At 67.5% G+C, this 24651-nt stretch carries 20 protein-coding genes; 16 read left to right on the forward strand and 4 right to left on the reverse strand.

Annotated elements, in window-relative coordinates; genetic code table 11:
* The 3 genes from VFE83_RS12370 to VFE83_RS12380 all read left to right on the forward strand — a co-directional run.
* The coding region (locus VFE83_RS12370) for an adenine phosphoribosyltransferase (protein WP_324906550.1) at positions 1-378 on the forward strand (378 nt) is incomplete at its 5' end.
* Positions 350-2530 (forward strand): RelA/SpoT family protein, encoded by a 2181-nt coding sequence (locus VFE83_RS12375; protein ID WP_414674737.1) that lies wholly within the window; start codon positions 350-352, stop codon positions 2528-2530. The genes VFE83_RS12370 and VFE83_RS12375, both read left to right, overlap by 29 nt.
* 372 nt (positions 2531-2902) lie before the next feature.
* A complete protein-coding gene (locus tag VFE83_RS12380) occupies positions 2903-3286 on the forward strand; it encodes a RidA family protein (protein WP_324906551.1) in 384 nt (127 codons plus the stop codon).
* A 19-nt stretch (positions 3287-3305) separates the two neighbouring features.
* Here VFE83_RS12380 and VFE83_RS12385 read toward each other — a convergent pair whose 3' ends face one another.
* Complete coding sequence (locus VFE83_RS12385) at positions 3306-3968, reverse strand: hypothetical protein (protein ID WP_324906552.1); 663 nt, start codon at positions 3966-3968, stop codon at positions 3306-3308.
* A 145-nt stretch (positions 3969-4113) separates the two neighbouring features.
* Positions 4114-5163 (reverse strand): AraC family transcriptional regulator, encoded by a 1050-nt coding sequence (locus VFE83_RS12390; protein ID WP_324906553.1) that lies wholly within the window; start codon positions 5161-5163, stop codon positions 4114-4116.
* A 183-nt stretch (positions 5164-5346) separates the two neighbouring features.
* On the opposite strand from VFE83_RS12390, the gene VFE83_RS12395 reads away from it, so the two are divergent.
* The 11 genes from VFE83_RS12395 (at position 5347) to VFE83_RS12445 (ending at position 19226) form a co-directional block, all read left to right on the forward strand.
* The gene (locus tag VFE83_RS12395) at positions 5347-6597 is read left to right on the forward strand and encodes a parallel beta-helix domain-containing protein (RefSeq protein WP_324906555.1); all 1251 of its coding nucleotides are present in this window, start codon (positions 5347-5349) and stop codon (positions 6595-6597) included.
* 41 nt (positions 6598-6638) lie between these two features.
* A complete protein-coding gene (locus VFE83_RS12400) occupies positions 6639-7745 on the forward strand; it encodes an SO2930 family diheme c-type cytochrome (protein ID WP_324906557.1) in 1107 nt (368 codons plus the stop codon).
* A gap of 69 nt (positions 7746-7814) precedes the next feature.
* Positions 7815-10235 carry a TonB-dependent receptor gene (locus VFE83_RS12405; protein WP_324906559.1) on the forward strand — a complete coding sequence of 807 codons (2421 nt, stop codon included), beginning with the start codon at positions 7815-7817 and terminating at the stop codon, positions 10233-10235.
* Positions 10236-10565: 330 nt separating this feature from the next.
* A complete protein-coding gene (gene recG / locus VFE83_RS12410) occupies positions 10566-12683 on the forward strand; it encodes an ATP-dependent DNA helicase RecG (RefSeq protein WP_324906561.1) in 2118 nt (705 codons plus the stop codon).
* A 163-nt stretch (positions 12684-12846) separates the two neighbouring features.
* A complete protein-coding gene (locus tag VFE83_RS12415; RefSeq protein ID WP_324906563.1) occupies positions 12847-13902 on the forward strand; it encodes a glucokinase in 1056 nt (351 codons plus the stop codon).
* Between the two features lie 26 nt (positions 13903-13928).
* On the forward strand, positions 13929-14936 hold the full coding sequence (locus VFE83_RS12420) for a N(4)-(beta-N-acetylglucosaminyl)-L-asparaginase (RefSeq protein ID WP_324906565.1): 1008 nt from the start codon (positions 13929-13931) through the stop codon (positions 14934-14936).
* Complete coding sequence (locus VFE83_RS12425; protein WP_324906567.1) at positions 14933-15670, forward strand: copper homeostasis protein CutC; 738 nt, start codon at positions 14933-14935, stop codon at positions 15668-15670. Before VFE83_RS12420 ends, VFE83_RS12425 begins: the two co-directional genes overlap by 4 nt.
* A 46-nt stretch (positions 15671-15716) precedes the next feature.
* Entirely contained in the window at positions 15717-16652 is a 936-nt protein-coding gene (locus tag VFE83_RS12430; RefSeq protein ID WP_324906569.1) for a nucleoside hydrolase, read from the forward strand.
* Between the two features lie 77 nt (positions 16653-16729).
* Positions 16730-16975 (forward strand): type B 50S ribosomal protein L31, encoded by a 246-nt coding sequence (locus VFE83_RS12435; RefSeq protein WP_324906583.1) that lies wholly within the window; start codon positions 16730-16732, stop codon positions 16973-16975.
* A 327-nt stretch (positions 16976-17302) separates the two neighbouring features.
* Positions 17303-18607, forward strand: a complete 1305-nt coding sequence (locus VFE83_RS12440; protein WP_324906571.1) for a citrate synthase — start codon at positions 17303-17305, stop codon at positions 18605-18607.
* 16 nt (positions 18608-18623) lie between these two features.
* The gene (locus tag VFE83_RS12445; RefSeq protein ID WP_324906573.1) at positions 18624-19226 is read left to right on the forward strand and encodes a hypothetical protein; all 603 of its coding nucleotides are present in this window, start codon (positions 18624-18626) and stop codon (positions 19224-19226) included.
* 48 nt (positions 19227-19274) lie between these two features.
* On the opposite strand, the gene VFE83_RS12450 is transcribed toward VFE83_RS12445, so the two are convergent.
* A complete protein-coding gene (locus VFE83_RS12450) occupies positions 19275-19931 on the reverse strand; it encodes a hypothetical protein (protein ID WP_324906575.1) in 657 nt (218 codons plus the stop codon).
* Positions 19932-20142: 211 nt separating this feature from the next.
* The gene (locus tag VFE83_RS12455) at positions 20143-22632 is read right to left on the reverse strand and encodes a penicillin-binding protein 1A (RefSeq protein WP_324906577.1); all 2490 of its coding nucleotides are present in this window, start codon (positions 22630-22632) and stop codon (positions 20143-20145) included.
* Between the two features lie 245 nt (positions 22633-22877).
* On the opposite strand from VFE83_RS12455, the gene VFE83_RS12460 reads away from it, so the two are divergent.
* Complete coding sequence (locus VFE83_RS12460; RefSeq protein WP_324906579.1) at positions 22878-23936, forward strand: pilus assembly protein PilM; 1059 nt, start codon at positions 22878-22880, stop codon at positions 23934-23936.
* Positions 23936-24651, forward strand: a 716-nt coding sequence (locus VFE83_RS12465; protein WP_324906581.1) for a PilN domain-containing protein, incomplete at its 3' end; no start/stop codon positions are given. The genes VFE83_RS12460 and VFE83_RS12465, both read left to right, overlap by 1 nt.

A 24651-nucleotide genomic window follows, 5' to 3' on the forward strand; every position in this document is an offset into this window, starting at 1 on the left:
AAACACGACGCTGACGTCATCGCAGGCCCGGAGTCCCGCGGCTTCGTGCTGGCAGCGCCGATGGCGTATGCGCTCGGCAAAGGCTTCATCCCGGTTCGCAAGCCGGGCAAGCTGCCGGGAGAGACGATCTCCCAGGAGTACGCGCTGGAATACGGCAAAGATTCGCTGGAAATCCACAAAGACTCGGTCAAGCCGGGTCAGAAAGTCATCATCGCTGACGATCTTCTCGCGACAGGGGGAACGATCGGCTCGACGATCCAACTTTTCGAGAAGCTCGGCGCAGAAGTTGTAGGCGTCTGCTTCTTGATCGAGTTGTCGTATCTGAACGGACGGGAGAAATTGAAAGGGTATGACGTCTTCTCGCTCGTCCAGTACTGATCCTGCGAAAACGGGGGTGGCTGACCCTGTGGGTATTGAACGCCTTTTAGAAAAGGTCGGCAAGTATGCGAGCCCGGAAGACGCGGCGATGCTCCGCCGCGCTTTTGAAGTCGCAGAAGCCGCCCATCAAGGGCAGACCCGCAGGTCGGGCGAACCCTATATCATGCACACGGTTGCTGTCGCCGAGATCCTCGCGGATCTCGAACTGGATGCGGTGACGCTGTCGGCTGCTCTCTTGCATGACGTCGTCGAGGACACCGGCGTCACCGATGAGACGCTGACCGCCGAGTTCGGCGCAGAAGTGGCTGCGCTGGTCGACGGTGTGACCAAGCTCGAGCGCATCAAATTTAACTCCAAAGAAGAAGCGCAGGCCGAAAACCTGCGCAAGATGTTCATGGCGATGGCGAAAGACATCCGCGTCATCCTGATCAAGCTGGCCGACCGCCTGCACAACATGCGCACGCTCGGCGCGCAGAGCATGGAGGCGCGCCACCGCATCGCGCGCGAGACGCTGGAGATCTACGCGCCCATCGCCCAGCGCCTGGGCATGAACCTGATCAAGGCGGAACTGCAGGACCTGGGTTTCCGCGCACTGCATCCGTGGCGCCATGCGGTGATCGAGAAGCGCATCCGCACGCAGCCGGTGGTGCGCCGCGAATCGCTGGTGCAGATCGAGGCGCAGCTGGCGCAGCGCCTGGCCAAGGAGAAACTCGCGCACCGGCTGATCAGCCGGGTGAAATCGCCGTGGAGCATCTACACCAAGATGCGCGCCGAGCACAAAACCTTCGCGCAGGTGATGGACGTGTTCGGTTTCCGCATCGTGGTGCGCAGCGTGCCCGACTGCTACCACGCGCTGGGCGTGGTGCACGCCGCGTACAAGCCGCTGGATTCGCGCTTCCGCGATTTCATCGCCATTCCTAAGGCCAACGGTTACCAGTCGCTGCACACGGTGCTGTTCGGACCGTACGGATCGCCCATCGAGGTGCAGATCCGCACCGAGGAAATGGACCTGATCGCCGAGCGCGGCATCGCGGCGCACTGGACATACAAGCACGGCGGCGAAGGCCCCACCAGCGCGCAGAGCCGCGCGCACAGCTGGATCGCCAACCTGGTCGAGTCGCAACGCGCCACCGGTTCGTCGCTGGAATTCCTGGAGAACGTGAAGGTCGACCTGTTCCCGGACGAGGTCTACCTGTTCACGCCCAAGGGCGACATCATGGCGCTGCCGCGCAATTCCACCGCGCTCGACTTCGCCTATGCGGTGCACACCGACGTGGGCAACAAGGCCGTGGCGGCGCGCGTGGATGGCAAGCTGGTGCCGCTGCGCACCAAGCTGGCCAGCGGTCAGCGCGTGGAGATCATCACCGCGAAGTCGTCCTCGCCCAAGCCGCAGTGGCTCGAGTTCGTGGTGTCGGGCAAGGCGCGCACCTCGATCCGACAGCAGCTCAAGCAACTCGAACATGAGGACGCGGTGCAGCTGGGCCATCGCATGCTCGACCGCGCGCTGGAAGCGCTGGGCATCTCGCTCGACCGCGTACCGGGCGTGCGCATGGATGCGTATCTGGCGGAGTTCCGCTATCCGCGCCTGGAGGCGTTGCTGGCCGACATCGCGCTGGGCAACCGCATGCCGCAGCAGGTCGCGATGGCCCTGGCGCGCGAGGCGCCGGGCAAGCCGCTGCGCGAGGGCGCATCCAGTCCGCTGCCACGCCCGGAGGACAAGATCCTGATCACCGGCGCCGAGCGCGGCGTGATCAGTTTCGCCAACTGCTGCCTGCCCATTCCTGGCGACGAGATCATGGGCTACCACACCGCGGGCCGCGGCATCGTGGTGCATCGGCTGGACTGCCCGAACGTCGCCGACTATCGCAAGTCCCCGGACCGCTGGGTGCCCATCGGCTGGGACCGCCAGGTCGCCGGCGACTTCGCCGCGGCACTGCGCATCGAGGTCGACAACCGGCCGGGTTCGCTGGCCCAGGTCGCGGCCGCCATCGCCGAAGCCGAATCCAACATCGACCGCGTCGAATACCTCGACCGCGATGCCAACATCGCGGTGATGCGATTCGCCATCGAAGTGAGCGACCGCCGTCACCTCGCCGACGTGATGCGCCGCGTGCGCAGGCTCGCCGTCGTGCTGGGCGTGCAGCGGATGTGAGGAGCCGTGGACTCGGGACTCGGGACTCGGGACTCGGGACTCGGGAAAAGGTTGCGGCCTCGCGCTCAAGCTGTCATTCCCGCGTAGGCGGGAATCCATTCTTCCATCGCCCTTCCGCTCTCCGGAAGACGTGGCGAGTCGAATGGTTGGATCCCCGCCTTTGCGGGGATGACGGCTGCGATGCGGATGAACCCATTCTTCCCGCCTTCCTTCTGCTTTCCGGAAGTCGTGGCGAGTCGAACGGTTGGATCCCCGCCTTCGCGGGGATAACGGCTGAAATGCGGGACAGTCGGATCCCTGCCTAAGTGGGAACGACGGCTTGAAGCAATGCTTCTGCGCTAACCTCGCGTTTTCGCAATGAGGAATCCTTCCATGTCCCGCAAGATCATCCAGACCGACAAGGCGCCGGCCGCGATCGGCCCGTACTCGCAGGCCGTGCGTGCCGGCGACACCGTGTACCTCTCCGGGCAGATTCCGCTGGACCCGGGCACCGGCCTGCTGGTTGAAGGCGACATCAGCGCGCAGGCACGCCGCTCGTTCGAGAACCTCAAGGCCGTCTGCGAGGCAGCAGGCGGCTCGCTCAACGACATCGTGCGCCTGGGCCTGTACCTGACCGACCTGGACAACTTCGCCGCCGTCAACGCGGTGATGGGCGAGTTCTTCAAGGCCCCGTACCCGGCGCGTTCGACCGTGGAAGTCGCGGGCCTGCCGCGCGGCGCCGGCTTCGAAGTCGATGCGGTGATGGTGCTGGACTGACGCACCGTTTACGCGGAAGTCAGAAGGCCTGCACTACCTGCATCAGCGTACTCGCCTGTGGCGCGAGCCATTGCGCGGTCACGCCGATGGTCAGGAAGAAGAAAAGGACGCCGACGAACGGCCAGAATGTGTGGCGAATGCACAGCCACCACCATCCTTCGGCCTGCGCGCCCTGCATGCGTCTGTAGAGGCCGCCGGCGATCGCAGCGTCGACAATCAATTCGGCCATCAGGGCGGGAGCGGTCCACACCACCCATCCCGCGGCGATGAGGCAGGTGAGCGCGACTGCGCCCAGTGCGAGGGCCGCAACCAGTGGCAGGCCTGCCTCGTCGCCCGCGGCCTCCAGAACATCGACGCCGGCGGAATGGCCGCTTGAGCCCGGGGACGACACGTTCGGTGACCAGGAGGCCGACGCGCCTCCACCGCCAGCGTGGCCGCCGGTTCCCGTCCAGCCTGCGCTGCGGCCCGTGCCGTGCCGCAGCGAAGCGTCGCCCGGCAGGTCGATGGCGTCGACCAGGTCGTCGCGCCAGCGCAGCCATATCCACATCTGCAGGAGGAAGGCGCCGTAGGCGACGCTGATTGCGATCGGGTACCGCACCAGCATCGAGTCGGTACCGGCCGACAGAAGCGCAAAGGAGCACAGGAACCCGACCGCACCGGTCACCAGCATGATCAACGACATCTGGAGTCGTGGCCATCCAGTGCGTTCGAGTGCGTGGCGTGCACGTGCAATTTCCGAAACACGGCTCAGCATTCCCATCGGGCTACCACTTTCCTTTCCCCATGGCGTTATGCATCCGGAGCGGGAGGCAGCGCAAGGCCGAGGCTCACGGTTCCGCCTTCTCCGCACCCCGCATTTCGCGCGGCGCCACGCCGGTCCATCGCTTGAAGGCGCGGCGGAACTCACGCGCATCCTTGAAGCCCACCGCGGCGCCGACGTGGGCGATGCTCATGCGCGAATCGGCGAGCAGTGCGCGCGCCGATTCGCTGCGCACGCGGTCGTGCAGTTCGCTGAAGGTGGTCTGCGCGGCCTGCAACTGACGACGCAGCGTGCGCTCGGTGAGGTGCAGTTCGGCAGCGATGTCGACCAGGCGCGGGTTGTCGGCCAGGTGCTGGCGCAGCAGGCGCTCGACCACCGCCACGATTTCGCTGCGCGGCTGTCCGGCGGGCATCTGCTCCTGGCATAGCGCGATGATCTGCTGCGCGCTGGCGGCGTTGCCGGCGGGCATCGCGGCCTGCAGCCAGCGCGGATCGATCACCACGCGATTGCACGAGGCATCGAAGCGCACCTCGCAGCGGAACAGGTCTTCGTAATCGGCGGCATACGCCGGTGCGGGGTACGCGAGGTCGATCACGCGCGGCCGGAAATCCGCGCCGAGCAGCCCGCGGCACAGCATCAGCGAACTGGCGAAGAGCTCCTCGCACAGGAACGGTTCGAGCTCCGCATCGGCGCTGCGCATCCGTGCGATCACGGCCATCGCGCCGTCGGTTTCCTCGTCGAGTTCCAGTTCCATCATCGCGCCGGTGATGGGCGCATAACGCACGCCCAGCTGCAGTGCTTCGGAAAAGCGCGACGCGGTAAGCATCGCCAGACCGAGCAGGCCGAAGTGACCGATGGTCTGGCGTTCGCCCAGCGTCAGGCCGACACCGCGCGGCGGCAGGCTGCGCAATGCGCGCCGGATGATCTGGCAGGCCTGGCGGTAGGAGAGGTAGACCGGCATGTCGCCGTCGAAGGCGGCCGGCCCCAGCCGCAATCCGGCGAACCAGGATTCGCAGGGCACCCCGAGCTCGTGCGCCATTGCGACCAGACCGGCGACGATGCCGCTCTTGATGGTGGCCGTGTTCAGGCGTGGATCGTCGCGGTCGTAGGGCGGCATACGCTGGCGTAGCTTGTCCGGTTTGCCCCCCTGAGTATGCCGGCTTTGCCCTCCACGTTGGCCAGCCGAAGGTCACAGACTGCCGGGAGGGGCCGGGGGGCTGGACCACGCCGCAAGAGTGCAGGCGTGGACGTCGTCCGGCGGGCATTCGCGGCCATCGGCCGCACGCATGGGACGGAGCGGATGAAGCGGATCATTCTCGGCATGGCTATCGGTGGTGCTCTGGCGACGCTGGCCGGCTGCCAGCAGCAGGCGGCGGCGCCTGCGGCCAATGCGGATTACCAGAAGGTGCTGATCGAGCGCCTGCTCGACGCCAAGCCCGGCGACGTCATCGAGATCCCCGCCGGCCGCTATGCCTTCGACCGCAGCCTGACCCTGCGCGTGAACGGCGTGACCATCCGTGGCGCCGGCATGGACAAGACCGTGCTGAGCTTCAAGGGACAGAAGGCCGGTGCCGAAGGCCTGCTGGTCAACGCGGGCGACTTCACGCTGGAGAACCTCGCCATCGAGGACACCAAGGGCGACGGCCTGAAGATCAACGAGGGCGGCAACATCACCATCCGTGGCGTGCGCGTGGAATGGACCGGCGGGCCGAAGACCAGCAACGGCGCGTACGGCATCTACCCGGTGCAGACCTCGAACGTGCTGATCGAGGATTCGGTGGCCATCGGCGCGTCCGACGCCGGCATCTACGTCGGCCAGTCGAAGAACGTCGTCGTGCGCCGCAACCGTGCAGAACGCAACGTGGCGGGCATCGAGATCGAGAACACCATCGGCGCCGACGTGTACGAGAACACCGCGACGGAAAACACCGGCGGCATCCTGGTGTTCAACATGCCCAACCTGCCGCAGCCGGGCCACACCACGCGCGTGTACCGCAACAAGGTGTTCGCCAACAACACCGACAACTTCGCCGCCAAGGGCGCAGCGGTGGCGAGCGTGCCGGCCGGCTCGGGCATCGTCATCAATTCCAACGACAAGGTCGAGATCTTCGACAACGACATCGCCGACAACCAGACGGCCAACGTCATCGTGTCGAGCTACTTCTCCACCGGCTACATGACCGACAAGGGCGTCGCGAAGACCTTCGATCCGTATCCGGAGGAGATCGCCATCCACGGTAACCGCTTCAAGGGCGGCGGCGACAAGCCCGACGGACTGGACCTGAAGGCGCTGAAGGTGGCGATGTTCGGCCTCAACGGACGTTTGCCGGACGTGCTGTGGGACGGCTACGTCAACGTGCAGCGCGCCGCCGGCCCGCAGGTCTGCATCGACAATGGCGAGGCCGGCACGCTCAACGCCGACGGTCCCAACAAGTACAAGAACCCCAGCGTCGTCACCGACCAGGTGCGCTGCAAGCTGCCGCCGCTGCCGGTGGTGACGCTGCCCAGCGACAACGCGGCCACCGCCGCGAAGGCGGCGCCGGCGGCATGAGGAAGTGCTCTGCGATCGGCGCGGCCGTGCTGTTGGCCGCAATGTCCCTGGCAGGTTGCAAGCGTGCGGCCGAACCGGTGCGCTTCCACGCACAGGGCCAGCCGCAAAACCTGAGCGAGTGGCATGTCGTCGAAAGCGACGGCGCACGGCTGCGGCTCAACGAAGGCGTGGAGCCGTACGCGCTCAACACCGCGCTGTTCAGCGACTACGCCCACAAGCTGCGCACGCTGTGGCTGCCGCCGGGAAGCAAGGCTCGCTATCACCCGGACGAGGCATTCGACTTTCCGGTCGGCACCATCATCAGCAAGACGTTCTACTACCCGCGCGGCCAGAACGGCAGCGTGCTGCGCGTCGCCGAACGCGTGGAGGAAAGCCTGGACGGGCTGGACCTGTCGAAGGTCCGGTTGATCGAAACGCGCCTGCTGGTGCGTCGCGACAGGGGCTGGGTCGCGTTGCCGTACGTGTGGAACGAGGAGCAGACCGAGGCGACGCTCGCGCGCGCCGGCGAGACCGTGCCGCTGACGCTGCACAAGCCTGACGGAAGCGCGAAACAGGAGTTCGCGTACATGGTGCCGGACGAGAACCAGTGCGCCGGTTGCCATGCCACCAACAACACCACCCGCGAAATGCATCCGATCGGGCCGAAGGCGCGGCACATGAACCGCGAGGACCCCTGGCATCCAGGCGAGAACCAGCTGGCGAGGATGGCGGCGCTGGGCCGGCTGCAAGGCCTGCCGAAGCAGGGCGTGCCGTTCAACGCGCGCCTGGACGATGCGCAGGCGACGGTCGAGGACCGCGCCCGCGCCTACCTGGACGTCAACTGCGGCCATTGCCACAGCCAGGTCGGACCGGCGGACACGTCGGGCCTGTGGCTGGATGCCAACACCGACGACGCCCGGCGCCTGGGCCTGTGCAAGCCGCCGGTCGCGGCGGGGCAGGGCACGGGCGATCACATGTTCGATATCGTGCCGGGCAGGCCGGACGAGTCGATCCTGGTCTATCGCATGGACAGCCTCGACCCGGGCGCGATGATGCCCGAGGTCGGGCGCAGTACCGTGCACGAGGAAGGCGTCGCCCTGGTACGCGACTGGATCGCGGCCTGGCTGGGCAGCTGCAGCAACGAGGATACGAAGGTCGCGACGAAGTAGTGCCACGTGCCGCGCGGGCAGGGGCCGCGGGGCGAACACAACAAGAAGTCATTGGGAGGGGAGGTTCCGATGTCGCCACGCAAGAGCAGGCTCGCCACCGGTCTGGGTCGCGCGCTGTCCGGTCTCGCATTCACCGCGGCCATGCCGCTGGCCATGGCGCAGCAGGCGCCGGATGCCGGCGCGCGGGACGCCACGCAGCTGGACACCATCACCGTCACCGCGCAGAGCCGCGAGCAGGAGTTGCTCGACGTGCCGATCGCATTGCAGGTGGTCACCGAACAACTGATCGACGACGTCGCCGCCGAGGATCTGGGCGACATCGACAGCTTCGTGCCCGGCCTGCGCGTCAACAGCCTGCAGCCGACGCAACCCAGCTTCCAGCTGCGCGGCATCGAGACCGACGACTTCGGCATCGGCACCGATCCGGCAGTGGGTGTGTACGTCGATGGCGTGTACGCCGGACGCGGCGGCGGCGTGTTGCTGCCGTTCACCGACGTGCAGCGCATCGAGGTGCTGAAGGGGCCGCAGGGCACGCTGTTCGGGCGCAACACGGCGGCCGGCGCGATCTCCATCATCACCAACCGTCCGCAGACCGACGGCAACCACGCGCGCGGCAAGCTGCGCCTGGGCAACGACAACAAGACCTACTTCGAAGGCATGGCCAACGTCGCGGTAAGCGACACGTCGGCGTTCCGGTTCAACGGCATCTTCAACACCAGCGATGGCTGGGTGCAGGACGCGGTGACAGGCGAAGACCTCGCGCCCGAGGACAACTGGGCCACGCGCGCCGCGTTCCAGACGCGCTTCGGCGACAACACCCGCGCCTTCATCGCATGGGACCACGAGAGCCTCGACCAGCGCGGCCAGGCGACCGTCGGCGTGGTGCCCGTGCCGGCGCTGCCGGAATTGCCGCTCGCGCCCGCCGATCCGGATTCGTTCCTCGATCCGCTGGACCAGGCCTACGCCACCGACGCGACCAATGCCGAAACGCGCACCTTCGACGGCGTGACGCTGATCGTCGACCACAACTTCGGCTGGGGCAGCCTCACGTCCACCACGGCGTGGCACCAGTACGACTCGCTGAACCAGGTCGAGGAGGACGGCACCAACCTCAGCTACCTGTACGTCGATTCCACCAACACCGAGAGCAACGAGAACTTCTACCAGGAGTTCAAGTTCGCCGGTTCCACCGACCGCATCGACTGGGTGGCCGGCGTCAGTTATTTCCAGGAAGACGCCGACCAGACCAGCGAGGTCAACGCGCTGACCGATTCGGTCGACACCATCGCCAACAACCTGGGGCTGGCACCCGGCGGCCTGTACGGGCCGATCACGATGGCGGCGAACATGTTCGGCATCCCGGTGGACCTGACGGGCTTGCCGTGGAACGAGAAGTTCGTCAACACGCTGGACACCAAGGCCTATGCCGCATTCGGCGACGTGATCTGGCACGTCAACGACAAGCTCAACCTCACCGTCGGCCTGCGCTACACGCGCGACGAGAAGGACTTCACCTGGTTCAATGATCTGCGCAGCGCGCCGGAGCTGGATGCACAGCTGGCGTTGCTGGACCAGATCGGCTTCCTCGACGCCATCGGCATCCCGCTCGAAGCGCTGGTGTTCGACATCGCCTTCATCGATCCGCCCGCGATGATGAACAAGGGCGTGCAGAACCGCGCCAAGAAGTCCTGGGACGACTGGAGCCCGCGCTTCGTCGTGGACTATCACTTCACCGACGACATGATGGGCTTCGCTTCGCTGGCCAAGGGCTACAAGGCCGGCGGCTTCAACGCGTTGCAGATCGGCAGCGAGTTCGAGAACGAGGACGTCTGGAACTTCGAAACCGGCTTCAAGCACGCGTTGCCGGACTATCGCCTGGCCTACAACGTGTCGGCGTTCTACTACGTCTACGACAACCGACAGGCCGTCACGCTGGACATGACGACCGAGATCCCGCGCTTCGTCGTCAACACCTCCGACCAGGAGGCCTGGGGCGTTGATTTCGACATGCGCTGGCAGGCGACCGACGGACTGGGCTTCGACTTCAATGCCGAGTACCTGGATTCCACCTACAAGAGCTACGTGAATCCGCAGGGCGTGGATCTGGGCGGCGAACCGACCGGCGCGCCGGAGTGGTCGTTCGCGGTCGGCGCGAACTACGTGTGGCGGCTGGACGATGCCGGCGATGTGCGCGCCGCCATGCGCTACTCGTACGTGGGCGAGTGCCGCGAGAACGACGAGTCGTTCTCGGTGCTCGGCTGCGGCCGCTTCGGCCAGACCGAGGCCGGCGAGGCGCAGGAGATCCTCGATGCGCGCATCGGCTGGACCTCGGCCGGCGGCCACTGGGGGGTCGCCGTGTACGGTAACAACCTGCTGGACAACCAGTACGTCAACTCGTTCGGCACCTACGGCATGACGGTGCTCGGCACGGTGGGCGCACGCATGACCGAGCCGCGCAGCTACGGCGTGGAGTTCAGCGCGAACTTCTGACGCACCGCGTCGGCCTCCACATGCGAGGCAGCTTCAACCCCTCTCCCACCGGGAGAGGGGTTGGGGTGAGGGCCGCAATCCGGGAACGTTGTCGATCATGCAAGGGCGCTTCAGCCCCTCTCCCGCCGGGAGAGGGGTTGGGGTGAGGGTCGCAATCCGGGAGCGCTGCCGATTGCGACGAAGAAGATCCGCCGACGATTTTGACCGTCGCGTGCTGCGAGACGATCCCCAAGTATCGCAATAGCTCCACGCGAATCCATCCGCATTCCGACACGCCCCCGCGCACGCTGCCTCTTCCTCCAGCGCGGCGTTTCGCGTCATCCTGTTGCGATGCCGATTCGCAAGGGCGGCGCGTCCGTCGATCTCCAGTCGCAACCCATCAGCAGCCTGCACGGGGTGGGGCCGCGCGTGGCCGAAAAGCTCGCCGCGCGTGGACTCACCACGCTGCAGGACCTGTGGCTGCTGCTGCCGCGCCAGTACGAGGATCGCACCGCGATCACTCCGATCCGCCTGCTGCAGCCTGGCGTGGCGGCGCAGGTGGAAGGCCGCGTGGAAGCGGTCGAGCGCGGCTTCCGCTATCGGCCGATGCTGCGCGTGGCCATCGGCGACGATTCGCACGGCACGCTCGTGCTGCGTTTCTTCCACTTCCGCTCGGCACAGGTCAACCAGTTCAAGGTCGGCGCCGTGGTGCGCTGCTATGGCACGCCGCGACCCGGCCAGCACGGGCTGGAGATCGTGCATCCCAGCTATCGCGTTCTGGAAGACAGCGAGGACGCGTCGCTCGGCACCAGCCTGGACCCGGTCTATCCCACCATCGAAGGCATCGGCCCCGCGTCGCTGCGGCGCCTGATAGGCCAGGCCTTGGACCGCCTGCCGGAGGAGGAGGCGCTGGAACTGCTCCCGCGTGAGCTGCGCGACGGCTTCCGCCTGCCATCGCTGCGCGAGGCGTTGCTCACCGTGCATCGGCCCGCACAGGACGCCGACGTCACGGCGCTGCTCGCAGGCCGCCATCCCGCGCAGCGGCGACTGGCGATCGAGGAACTGCTGGCGCACCACCTCAGCCTGCGCCGCCAGCGCATCGCCCAGCAGGCCCATGCCGCACCGGTGCTGAAGAAGGCCGCGCTGGCGACGCGCCTGCGCAAGCAGTTGCCGTTCGCGCTGACCGGCGCGCAGGAGCGCGTGTTCGAGCAGATCCGCGCCGACCTTGCAAAACCGCATCCGATGCTGCGCCTGGTGCAGGGCGACGTGGGCAGCGGCAAGACTGTCGTGGCGGCGATGGCGGCGATGCTCGCCGTCGAGGCCGGCAAGCAGGCGGCCCTGATGGCGCCGACCGAGCTGCTCGCCGAGCAGCACATGGGCAACCTGCGCGGCTGGCTGGAGCCGCTCGGCGTTCGCGTGGCGTGGCTGGCCGGCAAGGTGACGGGAAAGGCGCGGCAGAAGGTGCTGGAAGAGATCGCCTCCGGAGAAGCGCAGGTCGTCGTCGGCACCCACGCGCTGATGCAGGAGGGCGTGGCCTTCCGCGATCTCGCGCTGGCCATCGTCGACGAACAGCACCGTTTCGGCGTGCACCAGCGGCTGGCGTTGCGCGACAAGGGCACGGGCGGCAACGGCAATGGCGACGCCATCGTCCCGCACCAGCTGGTGATGACCGCCACGCCGATCCCGCGCACGCTGGCGATGGCGGCCTATGCGGACCTCGACGTGTCCGCCATCGACGAGCTTCCGCCCGGACGCACGCCGGTGCAGACGGTCGCGCTCAGCGCCGAGCGCCGGCCGGAGCTGGTCGAACGCATCCGCAAGGCCTGCGCCGAGGGGCGGCAGGCGTACTGGGTGTGCACGCTGATCGACGACAGCGACGAGGTCGTCGCGCAGGCAGCGCAGTCGACGTTCGAGGACCTGTCCAAGGCCTTGCCGGAGCTGCGCATCGGCCTGGTGCACGGGCGCATGAAGGCCGCGGACAAGCAGGCGACGATGCGCGCGTTCAAGGACGGCACGATCGGCCTGCTGGTCGCCACTACCGTCATCGAAGTCGGCGTCGACGTGCCCAACGCGTCGCTGATGATCATGGAGAACGCCGAGCGCCTCGGCCTGGCGCAGCTGCATCAGCTGCGCGGGCGGGTCGGTCGTGGCAGTGCGGCGTCCAGCTGCGTGCTGCTGTACCAGTCGCCGCTGTCGCAGATGGCGCGCGAACGCCTGGACACCATGCGCCAGACCAACGACGGCTTCGTCATCGCCGAAAAGGACCTGGAACTGCGCGGCCCCGGCGAACTGCTCGGCACGCGCCAGACCGGGCTGGCGCAGTTCCGCGTGGCCGATCTCGCGCGCGATGCCGACCTGCTGCCGCAGGTGCAGGACCTGGGCGAACGGCTGCTGCGCGAGTCGCCCGACCTTGCCGAGCGGATCGTCTCGCGCTGGGTGGGCGGCGCCGTGCGGTTCGCATCCGCCTAGGGGCGATCCGGCGGATCGCCGCGTCGCGGGGCGCCGTTAGCGGACATGCGATGCAGTACGGTGCGTGTGCCATGCGCTGCATGCGTCCCCGCAGGCTCGCCGGATCGCCGCTCCGCCGATCTGTGAAGGTCCAACCTGCAGCCGAGCCCCGGAATTGGGCATCATGGGCGCCCGCCGTCTGCTTTCGATGCCGCCGATCGTGATTCCCGCTCCAACCGAAACCCCTGTCGGCCGGCACGGATCGCAGCCGTTCATCGCCGCCGACGTGGGCGGTACGCACGCGCGCCTCGGCCTCGTCCAGGTGCGTTCGGGCGGCAAGGTCGACGTGCTGGAGTACCGGCGCTACGCCTGCGCCGAATACCCCAGCCTCGCCGCGATCATCGACGATTTCGCGGCCGCGTTCGGCGCCGACCGCACCCATGCCGTGGTCGCCATCGCCGGACGTCTGGAAGGCGACGTGCTGATCAACGCCAATCTGCCGTGGTCGGTGTCGGTCGAGCGTACGCGCCGCGACGCAGGCATCGCCTACCTGGCGCTGCTCAACGATTTCGAAGCCGTGGCCTGCGCCATGCCCTACATCGACGTCGCCGCGATGACGCGCGTGTGCGGCCCGCTGCAGGGCGGCGAAGGCCCGGCATTGGTGCTCGGGCCGGGCACCGGCTTCGGCGCGTCGCTGTGCCTGCCGCGCACCGTGCAGCACGGCGTGCCGCTGCGGGTGCTCGCCAGCGAGGCAGGGCACGCATCGCTCGCCGTCGGCACATCGCGCGAACTCGCGCTGCTCGAGCGCCTGCTGCAACGGTGGCCACACGTGGACAACGAGCGCGTGCTGTCCGGCCCGGGCCTGGTGAACACCTACCGCGCGCTGTGCGAACTGGACGGTGCCCACCCGACGCTCGACACACCCGAGGCCGTCACGTCCGCCGCCCAGGCAGGCCACGATCCGCGTGCTGTGGAGTCGCTCAAGCTGTTCTGCGCGCTGCTCGGCAGCCTGGCCGGCGATCTTGCGCTGACCTTCGGTGCCGACGCGGTGTACCTGGCCGGGGGCATTCCCGCGCAGATCCGTCCGTTCCTGCTCGAAAGCGACTTCGCCACGCGCTTCCTCAACAAGGGCGTCCTCGGCGAAGTGCTCACGCGTGTGCCGGTATGGCTGGTCGACCACGGCCAACTGGGCCTGGTCGGCGCGGCAGCGTGGTACTACGAGCGTCATTCCGGGTTCTGACCGGATCAATCCGTAAGGAAACACGCATGGGCGATCGCCGCCGATTCCTCCAGGCCTCGCTGCTCGCCGCTGGCGCGGCTGCATTGCCGACCATCGCAGCGAAGCCGACGTCGACCGGCGCGCGCGTCGTGTCCACATGGGATTTCGGCGTGGGCGCCAATCGCGCTGCGTGGAAGGTGCTCGACGGCGGCGGCAGCGCACTCGATGCCGTCGAAGCCGGCGCGCGCTGGGCCGAGGCCGACCTGTGCAATCCCACGGTCGGCCGCTGCGGCAATCCCGATCGCGACGGCGTGCTGACGTTGGATGCCAGCATCATGGACGGCGACGGTCGCTGTGGCGCGGTGGCGGCGCTGGAGGACGTCGCGCATCCGGTTTCGGTCGCACGCGCGGTCATGGAGAAGACACCGCACGTGATGCTGGTGGGCGAGGGCGCGCAGCAGTTCGCGCTGTCGCAGGGTTTCGCGAAGACGCCGCTGCTCACCGACGAGGCGCGCAGGGCGTGGCGCGAGTGGCTGCGCACGTCCGAATACCAGCCGCAGATCAATGCCGAGCGGCAGTCGCGACCGGGCGACAAGAGCAACCACGACACGCTCGGCATCCTCGCGCTGGACGCGCAGGGACGCCTGGCCGGCGCATGCACCACCAGCGGCATGGCGTGGAAGATGCACGGGCGCGTGGGCGACAGTCCCATCGTCGGCGCCGGCCTGTACGTCGACAACGAAGTGGGCGCGGCCACCGCGTCAGGCGTCGGCGAGGAAATGGTGCGCAACGCCGCCAGCTTCCTGGTCGTGGAACTGATGCGCCAGGGCCGATCGCCGACGCAGGCGTGCCGCGAGGCGATCGAACGCGTCGTGCGCAAGCGGCCGGAAGCAAGCAAGCGCCTGCAGGTCTGCTTCCTGGCGATGAACCGCGCCGGCGAAGTCGGTGCGTTCGCCCTGCACAAGGGCTTCGTGTACGCACTGCAGGATGGTGGCACAGGTCCGCACGATCGCCTGCACGAAGCCGCATCGGTGTACGCGACGGAGCAGACGTGAGCGCAGCGGAGTCGCGCCCCTTGCTGGAAGTCGCAGCGGGCTCGCTGGCGTCGGCGCTTGCGGCGCAGGACGGCGGCGCGGACCGCGTCGAACTCTGCGAGAACCTCGGCGAAGGCGGCTGCACTCCGTCGTACGGCACGCTGGCGGTCGCACGCGATCGCCTGCGGATACCGCTTTACGTGCTGATCCGTCCGCGTCCGGGCGACTTCCTGTACGGCGACGCGGAATGCGAAACGATGCTGCGCGACATCGAAGCCTGTGTGCGGCTGGGCTGCGACGGCGTCGTGCTCGGCGCGCTGGATGCCGAAGGCGCCGTGGATGTGCGCGTGTGCCGCGCGCTGATCGACGCGGCCGGCGATCTGGGCGTCACGTTCCATCGCGCGTTCGACGTCGCGCTTGAGCCGGCGAAGGCGCTGGAGGACGTCATCGCCCTCGGCTGCGAGCGCCTGCTCACGTCGGGTGCGCGTGCGACGGCGCCGGAGGGAGCGGAAGTCATCGCTGCCGTCGTACACCAGGCGGGCAGGCGCATCCGCGTGATGGCGGGTGCGGGCATCACGCCGACCAATGTCCACGACGTGCTGGCACGCTCCGGCGCGCACGAAGTGCATGCCTCGGCGCGTACCTTGCGGGCCTCGTCGATGCGCCATCGCCATGCGCTCCCGGGCCTCTCGCCGGACTGGCCGCAGACCGACGCCGATGTCGTCCGCGCATTGCGGCGTGCGCTCGATGCGTGAGCGACCCCGGCTGGAGCCCGTCGGCCCACGCGGCCATAATCCACCGATGACCGACAAGATTCCGCTGCTGATCGACACCGACCCCGGCGTGGACGATGCGCTGGCCCTGCTGATCGCCTTCAACGATCCGCGCCATCGGGTCGTCGGCCTGACCATCGCGGCCGGCAACGTCGGCCTGCAGCACACCGTGCGCAATGCACTGAAGCTGTGCGAGGTCGCGGGCGTGGACGTGCCGGTGTTCGCTGGCTGCCCCGGTCCGCTGCTGCATCCCGCGCCCGACGCCGGCTACGTGCACGGCCAGGACGGGTTCGGCGACGTCGGCTACGAGCCGCCCGCGCGCCGCGCCGAGGCCGAGCATGCCGCGCAGGCCATCATCCGCCTCTCGCACGAACATGCCGGTCGCCTGCTGCTGGTTGCGTTGGGTCCGCTGACCAACGTCGCGCTGGCGCTGAAGCTCGATCCGACGCTGCCGCAGCGCGTGGCGCGCCTGGTGGTGATGGGCGGGGCGGTCACGGGGCACGGCAACATCACGCCGGCGGCGGAGTTCAACGTCTACTTCGATCCCGAGGCCGCGCACATCGTGTTCGAGGCCTTCCCGCAGGTGGACCTGGCCGACTGGGAAGCCACCATCGCCCACGGCCTGCTGCACGACCATGTCGTGCAGTGGCTGCAGGCCGATTCCGACCGGGCGCGCTTCTACGAGCGCATCTCGCGGAAGACCCGCGAATGGTCGGCCGACCGTCGCGGCGATTACTGGCACTCCGCTGACGCGCTCGGCATGGGCTTCGCGCTGCAGCCCGAGGGCGTGGTGGAGGAGGCCAGTCGCCCGCTGGCGGTGGATCTAGGCCACGGACCGGCGCGCGGCATGACGGTGGTCGACTGGCAGTGCCAGAGCGGTCATCCGGACCGGTTCCGGATCCTGCTGCGCTACGACCAGGCGCGTTTCGAGCAGATCATCCGCGACGCGCTGGCCGCACGCTGAGAGGATCCCGGGGCTTGCGCCGGCCCGGGACTGCCCGCTATACTGCCGCGCTTTCCCCGAATCATTTGGTGAGTGCCATGAAGGCCGGCATCCATCCCGAGTACCGCGAAGTCGTCTTCCAAGACGTCACCACCGATTTCCAGTTCCTGACCCGTTCGACCCTTGGCAGCAAGGAGACGATCAAGTGGGAAGACGGTAACGAGTACCCGCTGATCAAGGTCGACATCAGCTCGGCCTCGCACCCGTTCTACACGGGCAAGCACAAGATCGTGGATACCAGCGGACGCGTGGACAAGTTCCGCAAGCGCTACGCCCAGAAGTAAGGTGCGGGACCGCGCGCAGGCGCGGCTCCGAGCCACGATGCGATAGCGCGCGACGGAGCACTCCATCGCGTTGCACACCCGCATCCAGACGGCCGCCGAAAGGCGGCCGTTCGCGTTTCCGGGAGACCGCACGGCAGCCACGGCCGGGCCGGTGCATGACGCGCCGCCGGATCACGCCATCCCGGCCATGCCACCAAAGTCCGAGCCTTGGCTCAAGGTCGTTGTGCGATAATTCACGGATCGCGGCGGCCCGTCTGCGCGTCGTGACCCCCCGTCCCGCCTCGTGCCGCGCCGTCATGGCGGCATGCAGACCTGAGGAGTGTTTTCGTGTCCGATTCGACCAAACCCGGTTTCGACCAGGTCACCCTGTCCGCCGGCGACAAGACCGTGACCCTGCCGGTCCATCATCCAGTGCTCGGCCAGCCGTGCATCGACATTGCCAAGCTGCCGAAGGAAACCGGCGCTTTCACCTACGACAACGGCTTCACCGCCACGGCGAGCTGCAAGTCGGCCGTCACCTACATCGATGGCGATGCCGGCGTGCTGCTGTACCGCGGCTATCCCATCGAACAGCTGGCCGAAAAGTCGAGCTTCCTCGAAGTCGCCTACCTGCTGATGAACGGCGAACTGCCGAGCCAAGGCGAGTTCGACAAGTTCGAACACGAGGTCACGCATCACACGATGATGCACGAGGCCTTCCGTACGTTCCTGTATGGCTTCCGCCACGACGCGCATCCGATGGCCATGCTGGTCGGCATGCTCGGCTCGATGGCGAGCTTCTACCACAACGATCTCGACCTGGACGATCCGGAACAGCGCCGCCTGGCCGCGATCCGCCTGATTGCCAAGGTGCCCACGATCGCCGCCGCCTGCCATCGCTATTCGATCGGCTGGCCGATGCGCTATCCGAAGAACAACCTCGAATACACCACGCGCTTCCTGCACATGATGAAGGAAGTGCCGAGCGAGCCGCTGGAGCTCAGCCCGGTCGCCGCCAAGGCGCTGGACCTGCTCTTCATCCTGCACGCCGACCACGAGCAGAACGCTTCGACCTCGACGGTGCGTCTGGTTGGTTCCACCGGCGCCAACCCGTACGCGTGCGTCGCCGCCGGCGTGGCCGCGCTGTGGGGCCCGGCGCACGGCGGTGCGAACGAAGCCGTGCTCAAGATGCTGGAAGAGATCGGCCGCCCGGAGAACGTCGGTTCCGCCGTCGCCAAGGCGAAGGACAAGGAATCGGGCTTCCGCCTGATGGGCTTCGGCCACCGTGTTTACAAGAACTTCGACCCGCGCGCCAAGATCATCCGCGAGATGACCCACAAGGTGTTGGGCGAGCTCGGCATCAACGATCCGCTGCTCGAAGTGGCGATGAAGCTGGAAGAGGCCGCGCTTAAGGACGAGTACTTCGTGCAGCGCAAGCTCTACCCGAACGTCGATTTCTACTCCGGCATCATCTACAAGGCGCTGGGCATTCCGGTGGAGATGTTCACCGTCATGTTCGCCATCGCCCGCACCGCTGGCTGGGTCGCGCACTGGCTGGAGCAGCAGAACGATCCGGAAAACAAGATCGGCCGTCCGCGCCAGATCTACATCGGTTCGCCGCAGCGCGACTACACCGACCTCGCCAAGCGCTGAGGTCCAGTTCGCGCACATGGCCGGCGTCCGCGCCGACACCACTACGAAGCCGCGGCCCCGCCGCGGCTTCGTCGTTTTCAAGTGGATCGTCTATGCGCTGCTCGCGGTCGACGTCGCCCTGTACGCCCGCTACGGGCGGCTGACGGAACTGGTCGACACCGCCGCATGGCTCGTCCTGCTGCTGCTGTTCGAATGGGAGACCGGCGGCTGGCGCCTTCCGTCGCGCTGGCTGCCGCTCCTGCACGGAGTGCGCGCACTGGCGGCGGTCGCCATCGTCGTGGCGGTCATCGGTTACGCGCTGGAGCGCGTATGGCTGGATTTCGCCAACGAGATGGTCTGGCTGGGCGTGATCGCGCTGCTGGAACTCGAGGTTCGGCTGCCGGCCTCGGCGATCCGGCTGCATCGCTTGCGCAGGATGGTCGCGGCTGCGCTGTACCTGGCCCTGGTCGGTTTCCTGCTGACCTGGGCCGCGATGGGGTTCGGCGACGAGGATCCCCAGGCCGCGTGGCTCGATACCTGGGACGCGCTGCTCTGGCTCGTCGCCTTCGTGGTGATCGAGTTGAACGTGTTCGGTTTCGGCGGGGGTGGCCGCAGTCGGCGAGCGGCAACATCGCCGTAGCAGTCCGGATGCAACGCCGAAGCGTCGGCGCTTCGAATTGCCGCCGTCTCAGCCGCCGCTCTCGTATCCGAGGATTTCTTCTTCCGCCAACAACTGGCGCACTTGCCCGGCGCTCGCGCGCTTCATCGGCTTCTCGTCGGTGCTCGACAATGGTGCCTGCCGCAGCACGTCCAGCGGCAATACGGTCAGGTCGAACGTCAGCTCCTCGGCGCTGAACACCCACACGGGCGCATCCGCAGCGCGTTCGCGATCCAGCCTCACGCGACGGCTGCGGCCTTCCGCGGGAATGCCATGCTGCTCGAGGAAGCGCGGTGCCGCATCGGGATCATCGCTGTAGAGGTGCAGCATCACCGGGCTGCGCGTATCTGCGGTGCCTTCGAGCACCGGGCCGACCAGGCGCGGCTGGAACGCCGTGAAGAACTCCATCGCACGCAATGCGGCTTCGCGACGCTTGCGCAGCGCGGGAATGCTGTCGCGCTGAAACAGGCGCTGGTATTCGCGCAATGCATCCTCGATTTCGCGATTACGCGGCAGCGATGCATCGTCGAAGATGCCGAGCCGTTCGGCCGCCTTGAGCTTGGCCTGGTGGTAATCGCGGATGCCGCTCTCGGCCATCAGTCGCGCAGCCTCGTGGGCGAGGCGATGGCGGCGTTCACGGGTGCGGGTCTGCGCGTGCTGGGAAGCGTGCGGTCTGGCGTGGGGCATGGCGACCTCCGCGGCTGGCACGACGACGACGATGGGAATCGGCGCGACCGGCGTCGCCGGCATGACGAACGCTAGCACGTTTCCCTGGCCGCCAAATTACCGTGCATGGCGTGTCGGTGATGTGGATGCGCGCCGCGCGCGATGAACGAATCCCCTCCGCAAACGAAAACGCCGGGCTGGGCCCGGCGTCTCGTCGTGCATCGCGCGTTGGTCAGAAGATGTCGAACTCTTCCTCGGCCGGCGCGGTCTCGTCCGGTCCGAAATCCACGTAGCTCTGCATGCGGTCCAGGTCTTCGGCCTTGACCCACTCGATGATCCCGCCTTCGCCGCCCGGGATCAGCGAGCCGTTCGCGGCCACGGACACCTTGACCATGCCATCCGGTGGTTCGTTCGTCGCAAGCGGCTGGTCCTTCAGCGCGACGCGCATGTAGTCGATCCAGATGGGCAGCGCGGCCTTGCCGCCGTATTCGCGATAGCCGAGCGATTTGTAGTTGTCGCGGCCCACCCACACGGTGGTGACGTACGGGCCGCCGAAACCGGAGAACCACGCGTCGCGGTGATCGTTGGTGGACCCGGTCTTGCCGCCGATGTCCTCGCGTTCGAGCACCTTCGCCGGCGTGCCCGTGCCGCGCTTCACCACGTCGCGCAGCATCGACACGATCTGGTACGCGATACGGCCATCGATCGCGCGCGGCGCCAATACCATGTTGCTGGTGTCGATGGTGGGCGCCTGGGGCTCGTCCTTGGGCACTTCCGGTTTCGCGGGCTGCGTAGTGGTGGCGGCAGGGCCGAGATTGAAACCGTCGACGACGGTGGCGTTCTGCACCGCGCGCGCCGCCGCGCCCGGCGAGCCGCACTGCGGGCACGCGACGGCGGGCTTCTCCTTGAACACCACCGCGCCTTCGCGGTCCTTCACTTCATCGATGAACCACGGCGTGATGCGGAAGCCGCCGTTGGCGAAGGCCGCGAAGCCGCGCGCCACGGACAGCGGCGTCAGCGAGGCCGTGCCGAGCGACATCGACAGGTTGGGCGGCAGCTCCGCTTCGTCGAAGCCGAAATGGCTGATGTACTTGCGTGCGTACTCGACACCGATCGCATCGAGCAGTCGCACCGACACGAGGTTGCGCGACTGCACCATCGCCTCGCGCAGGCGCATCGGGCCTGCGAAGTTGCCCGTATCGTTCTGCGGGCGCCAGATGTGGCCGCGGCGATCCTTGAACACCACCGGCGCGTCCAGCACCACCGACGCCGGATTGAAGCCGCGTTCGAACGATGCCGCATACACGAATGGCTTGAAGCTGGAGCCGGGCTGGCGACGCGCCTGGGTGGCGCGGTTGAACTTGGCGCCGGCGAAGCTGTAGCCGCCGGAAAGCGCACGCAGCGCGCCGTTGGACGGTTCGAGCGATACCAGCGCGGCTTGCGCCTGCGGTACCTGATCCAGACGGTAGCGCGGCGGCGTCGGAGCCTCGCCCGGCTTGGGCGCCGCGGGTTCAGCGCGGCTCACGCGCACCAGGTCGCCGCGCTTGACCAGGGAAGCCGGCGCGCGGCCGCCCCAGCCCTGGTCCGCGCCCAACTGCACCTGCGTCCCGTCCGCCAGCACCACCTGCACCTGGCTGCCACTGACGCCCAGCACGATCGCCGGCAGCAACGAGGCCTGCGGTGCAATGTTGCGCAGCCGTGCGCGCACGCTGTTGGCGTCCTCGTCAGGCGGCAGGTCGAAGTGCTGCTCGACGCCGTGCCAGCCGTGGCGTCGGTCGTAGACGGCCAGGCCATCGCGCACCGCTTTGTCGGCCGCGGTCTGCAGTACCGGGTCGATGGTGGTGGTGACGTGGTAGCCCTTGGTTAGCGCCTCGGCGCCAAAACGGGCGACCATCTCCTGGCGCACCATCTCCGCCACGTACGGCGCGTACACCTCGACAGGGCGCTCGTGCGGCGTGGCGTGCATCGGCACGGCCTTCGCCTGCGCGGCCTCGGCCGGAGTGATGAAGCGCAGCTCCGCCATGCGGTCGAGAATGTAGTCACGGCGCACTTTGGCGCGCTCGGGATTGCTCAGCGGATTGCCGCTCGAAGGGAACTTCGGGATGCCGGCGAGCGAGGCCATCTCGTCCAGCGACAGCTCGTTGAGCTTCTTGCCGTAGTAGAACTCGGCTGCGGCGCCGACGCCGTAGGCGCGGTTGCCGAAGAAGCTCTTGTTGAGGTACAGCTCGAAGATCTCGTCCTTGCTCAGCTCACGCTCCATGCGCATCGCCGTGAGCATCTCGGCAAGCTTGCGCGTGTAGCTGTACTCGTTGCTGAGGAAGAACTGTCGCGCGACCTGCTGTGTGATGGTCGAGCCGCCCGGCACGCGCTTTGCATCGGTGGTGGCGATGAGCCACACCGCACGCGCGACGCCCTTGAAGTCGACGCCGTGGTGCTTGTAGAAGCGCGCATCCTCGATGGCGAGGAACGCCTGCTTCAGGCGCTCTGGCACGTCCTGGATGGACACCGGGTAACGCCGCGTCTCGCCGAACAGCGCCATCAGACGGCCGTCGCGCGCGTACACGTACATCGGCTCCTGCATCTCGACGGTGCGCAGGGTCTCGACGTCGGGAAGTTTGGGGGCGACCAGGTAGTACAGGGTGCCCAGCGCGATGGCGCCAAGCACGGCCAGGCCGGCGAGCGCGAACAGCGCCCAGCGCAGCAGGCGTCGTAGACGGGGCATCAAGCGAATTCCGATTGCGGGTGTAGTGGGCGTGGAGTATAGAGGAGGCGGGGAAGGGGACTTTGAGCGGAGTTTCTGGGCCAGCCTCCGGGCGGCGCCCGGCCGGTCCCGGCGGCCGTGGCGGGTTGGAAAGTGACGCAGTAAGGCAATTCCGAAGGAAACGGTTGCCAGTCTGTGCAAACTTGGTTATTTAAAGCGGGGTCACACGAAGCGCACGTAAGCGCCTGTGACAAGGGGAGAATACCGTGGGGATCGTCACAAAAAGCCAGCCGGCGCTCGTCGGCGTGGATATCAGTTCGACTGCCGTAAAGCTGTTGCAGCTCTCCCGGGCCGGCAACCGCTATCGCGTCGAGCATTACGCGGTCGAGCCGCTGCCGCCCAACGCCGTCGTCGAGAAGAACATCGTCGAGGTCGAGGCGGTGGGCGAGGCGATCCGGCGCGCGGTCGCGCGCTCGGGCACGCGCGTCAAGCACGCCGCGGCCGCCGTGGCCGGGTCTTCGGTGATCACCAAGGTCATCCCGATGCCGGGCGACCTCGACGGCGACGACCTGGAATCGCAGGTCGAGCTCGAGGCCGGCAATTACGTTCCCTATCCCATCGAGGAAGTCAGCCACGACTTCGAAGTGCTGGGCCCGATGCCCGGCAGCCCGGACATGCTGCAGGTCCTGCTGGCCGCCACCCGTTCCGAGAACGTGGAAGTGCGTGCCTCGGCCCTGGAAATCGGTGGCCTGACGCCGAAGGTGATGGACGTGGAGGCCTTCGCGCTGGAGAACGCCTTCGCGCTGGTGGCCGACCAGCTGGGCGGTCCGCGCGACGGCCTGATCGCGCTGGTCGACTCCGGCGCCACCATGACCACGCTGAACGTCCTGCGCGGCGGCCGCAGCCTGTACGCGCGCGAGCAGGTGTTCGGCGGCAAGCAGCTGACCGACGAGGTCATGCGCCGCTACGGCCTGAGCTACGAGGAAGCGGGCCTGGCCAAGCGCCAGGGTGGCCTGCCGGAAAGCTACGAAGCCGAGGTGCTGGAGCCGTTCAAGGAGGCGATGGTCCAGCAGATCAGCCGCCTGCTGCAGTTCTTCTACGCCGGCAGTGAATTCAACCGCGTCGACCAGATCGTGCTGGCCGGCGGTTGCGCCTCCATCGCCGGCATCGCCGAGATGGTCGAGGAACAGCTCGGCGTGCCGACCACCATCGCCAACCCGCTCGCCCACATGACCCTCGGGCCGCGCGTGCAGGCGCATGCGCTGGCCCAGGACGCGCCGGCGCTGATGATCGCCTGCGGCCTCGCCCTGAGGAGCTTCGACTGATGGCACGCATCAACCTCCTCCCGTGGCGCGAAGAACGCCGCAAGCAGCGGCAGAAGGAATTCTCGATCATGCTGGGCGCCGCCGCGCTCGGCGCCATCCTGCTGTCGTTCGTCATCATCAGCTACTACAACGGCCAGATCGACGGGCAGAACGAGCGCAACGCGTTCGTCCAGCAGCAGATCGACGAGGTCAAGAAGAAGAACGAGGAAATCAAGCAGCTGGAAGCCAAGAAGGCCAAGCTGCTGGCGCGCAAGGAAGTGATCGAGAAGCTGCAGGCCAACCGCTCGCAGATGGTGCACCTGTTCGACTCGCTGGTGCGCACCATCCCCGACGGTGCCGTGCTGACGTCGATCAAGCAGGACAGCGAGACGCTGACGCTTGAAGGTCGCGCCCAGTCGAATGCGCGCGTGAGTACCTACATGCGCAATCTCGAGGGCTCCGGCTGGATGACCAATCCGGACCTGTCGATCATCGAGGCGAAGGGCGGCGACAAGGGCCTGCCGTACCAGTTCAAGCTGCAGGTCAAGCTGGCCAATCCGAACGCGCCCAAGGACGAGGACGGCGACGGCGTGCCCGACGCGCCCGCCACGCAGGACGCGCAATCGACCGACGCCGCCGCAACCGCGGGCGCCGCGCCGGCGACCGGTGCGCCTGCCCCGGCTGACGGAACTTCGCCTGCCACCACGCCTGCCGCAGCACCGGCGGGCGCCGCCCC

The organism is Lysobacter sp., assembly GCF_035655815.1.
Classification (GTDB): domain Bacteria; phylum Pseudomonadota; class Gammaproteobacteria; order Xanthomonadales; family Xanthomonadaceae; genus Lysobacter_J.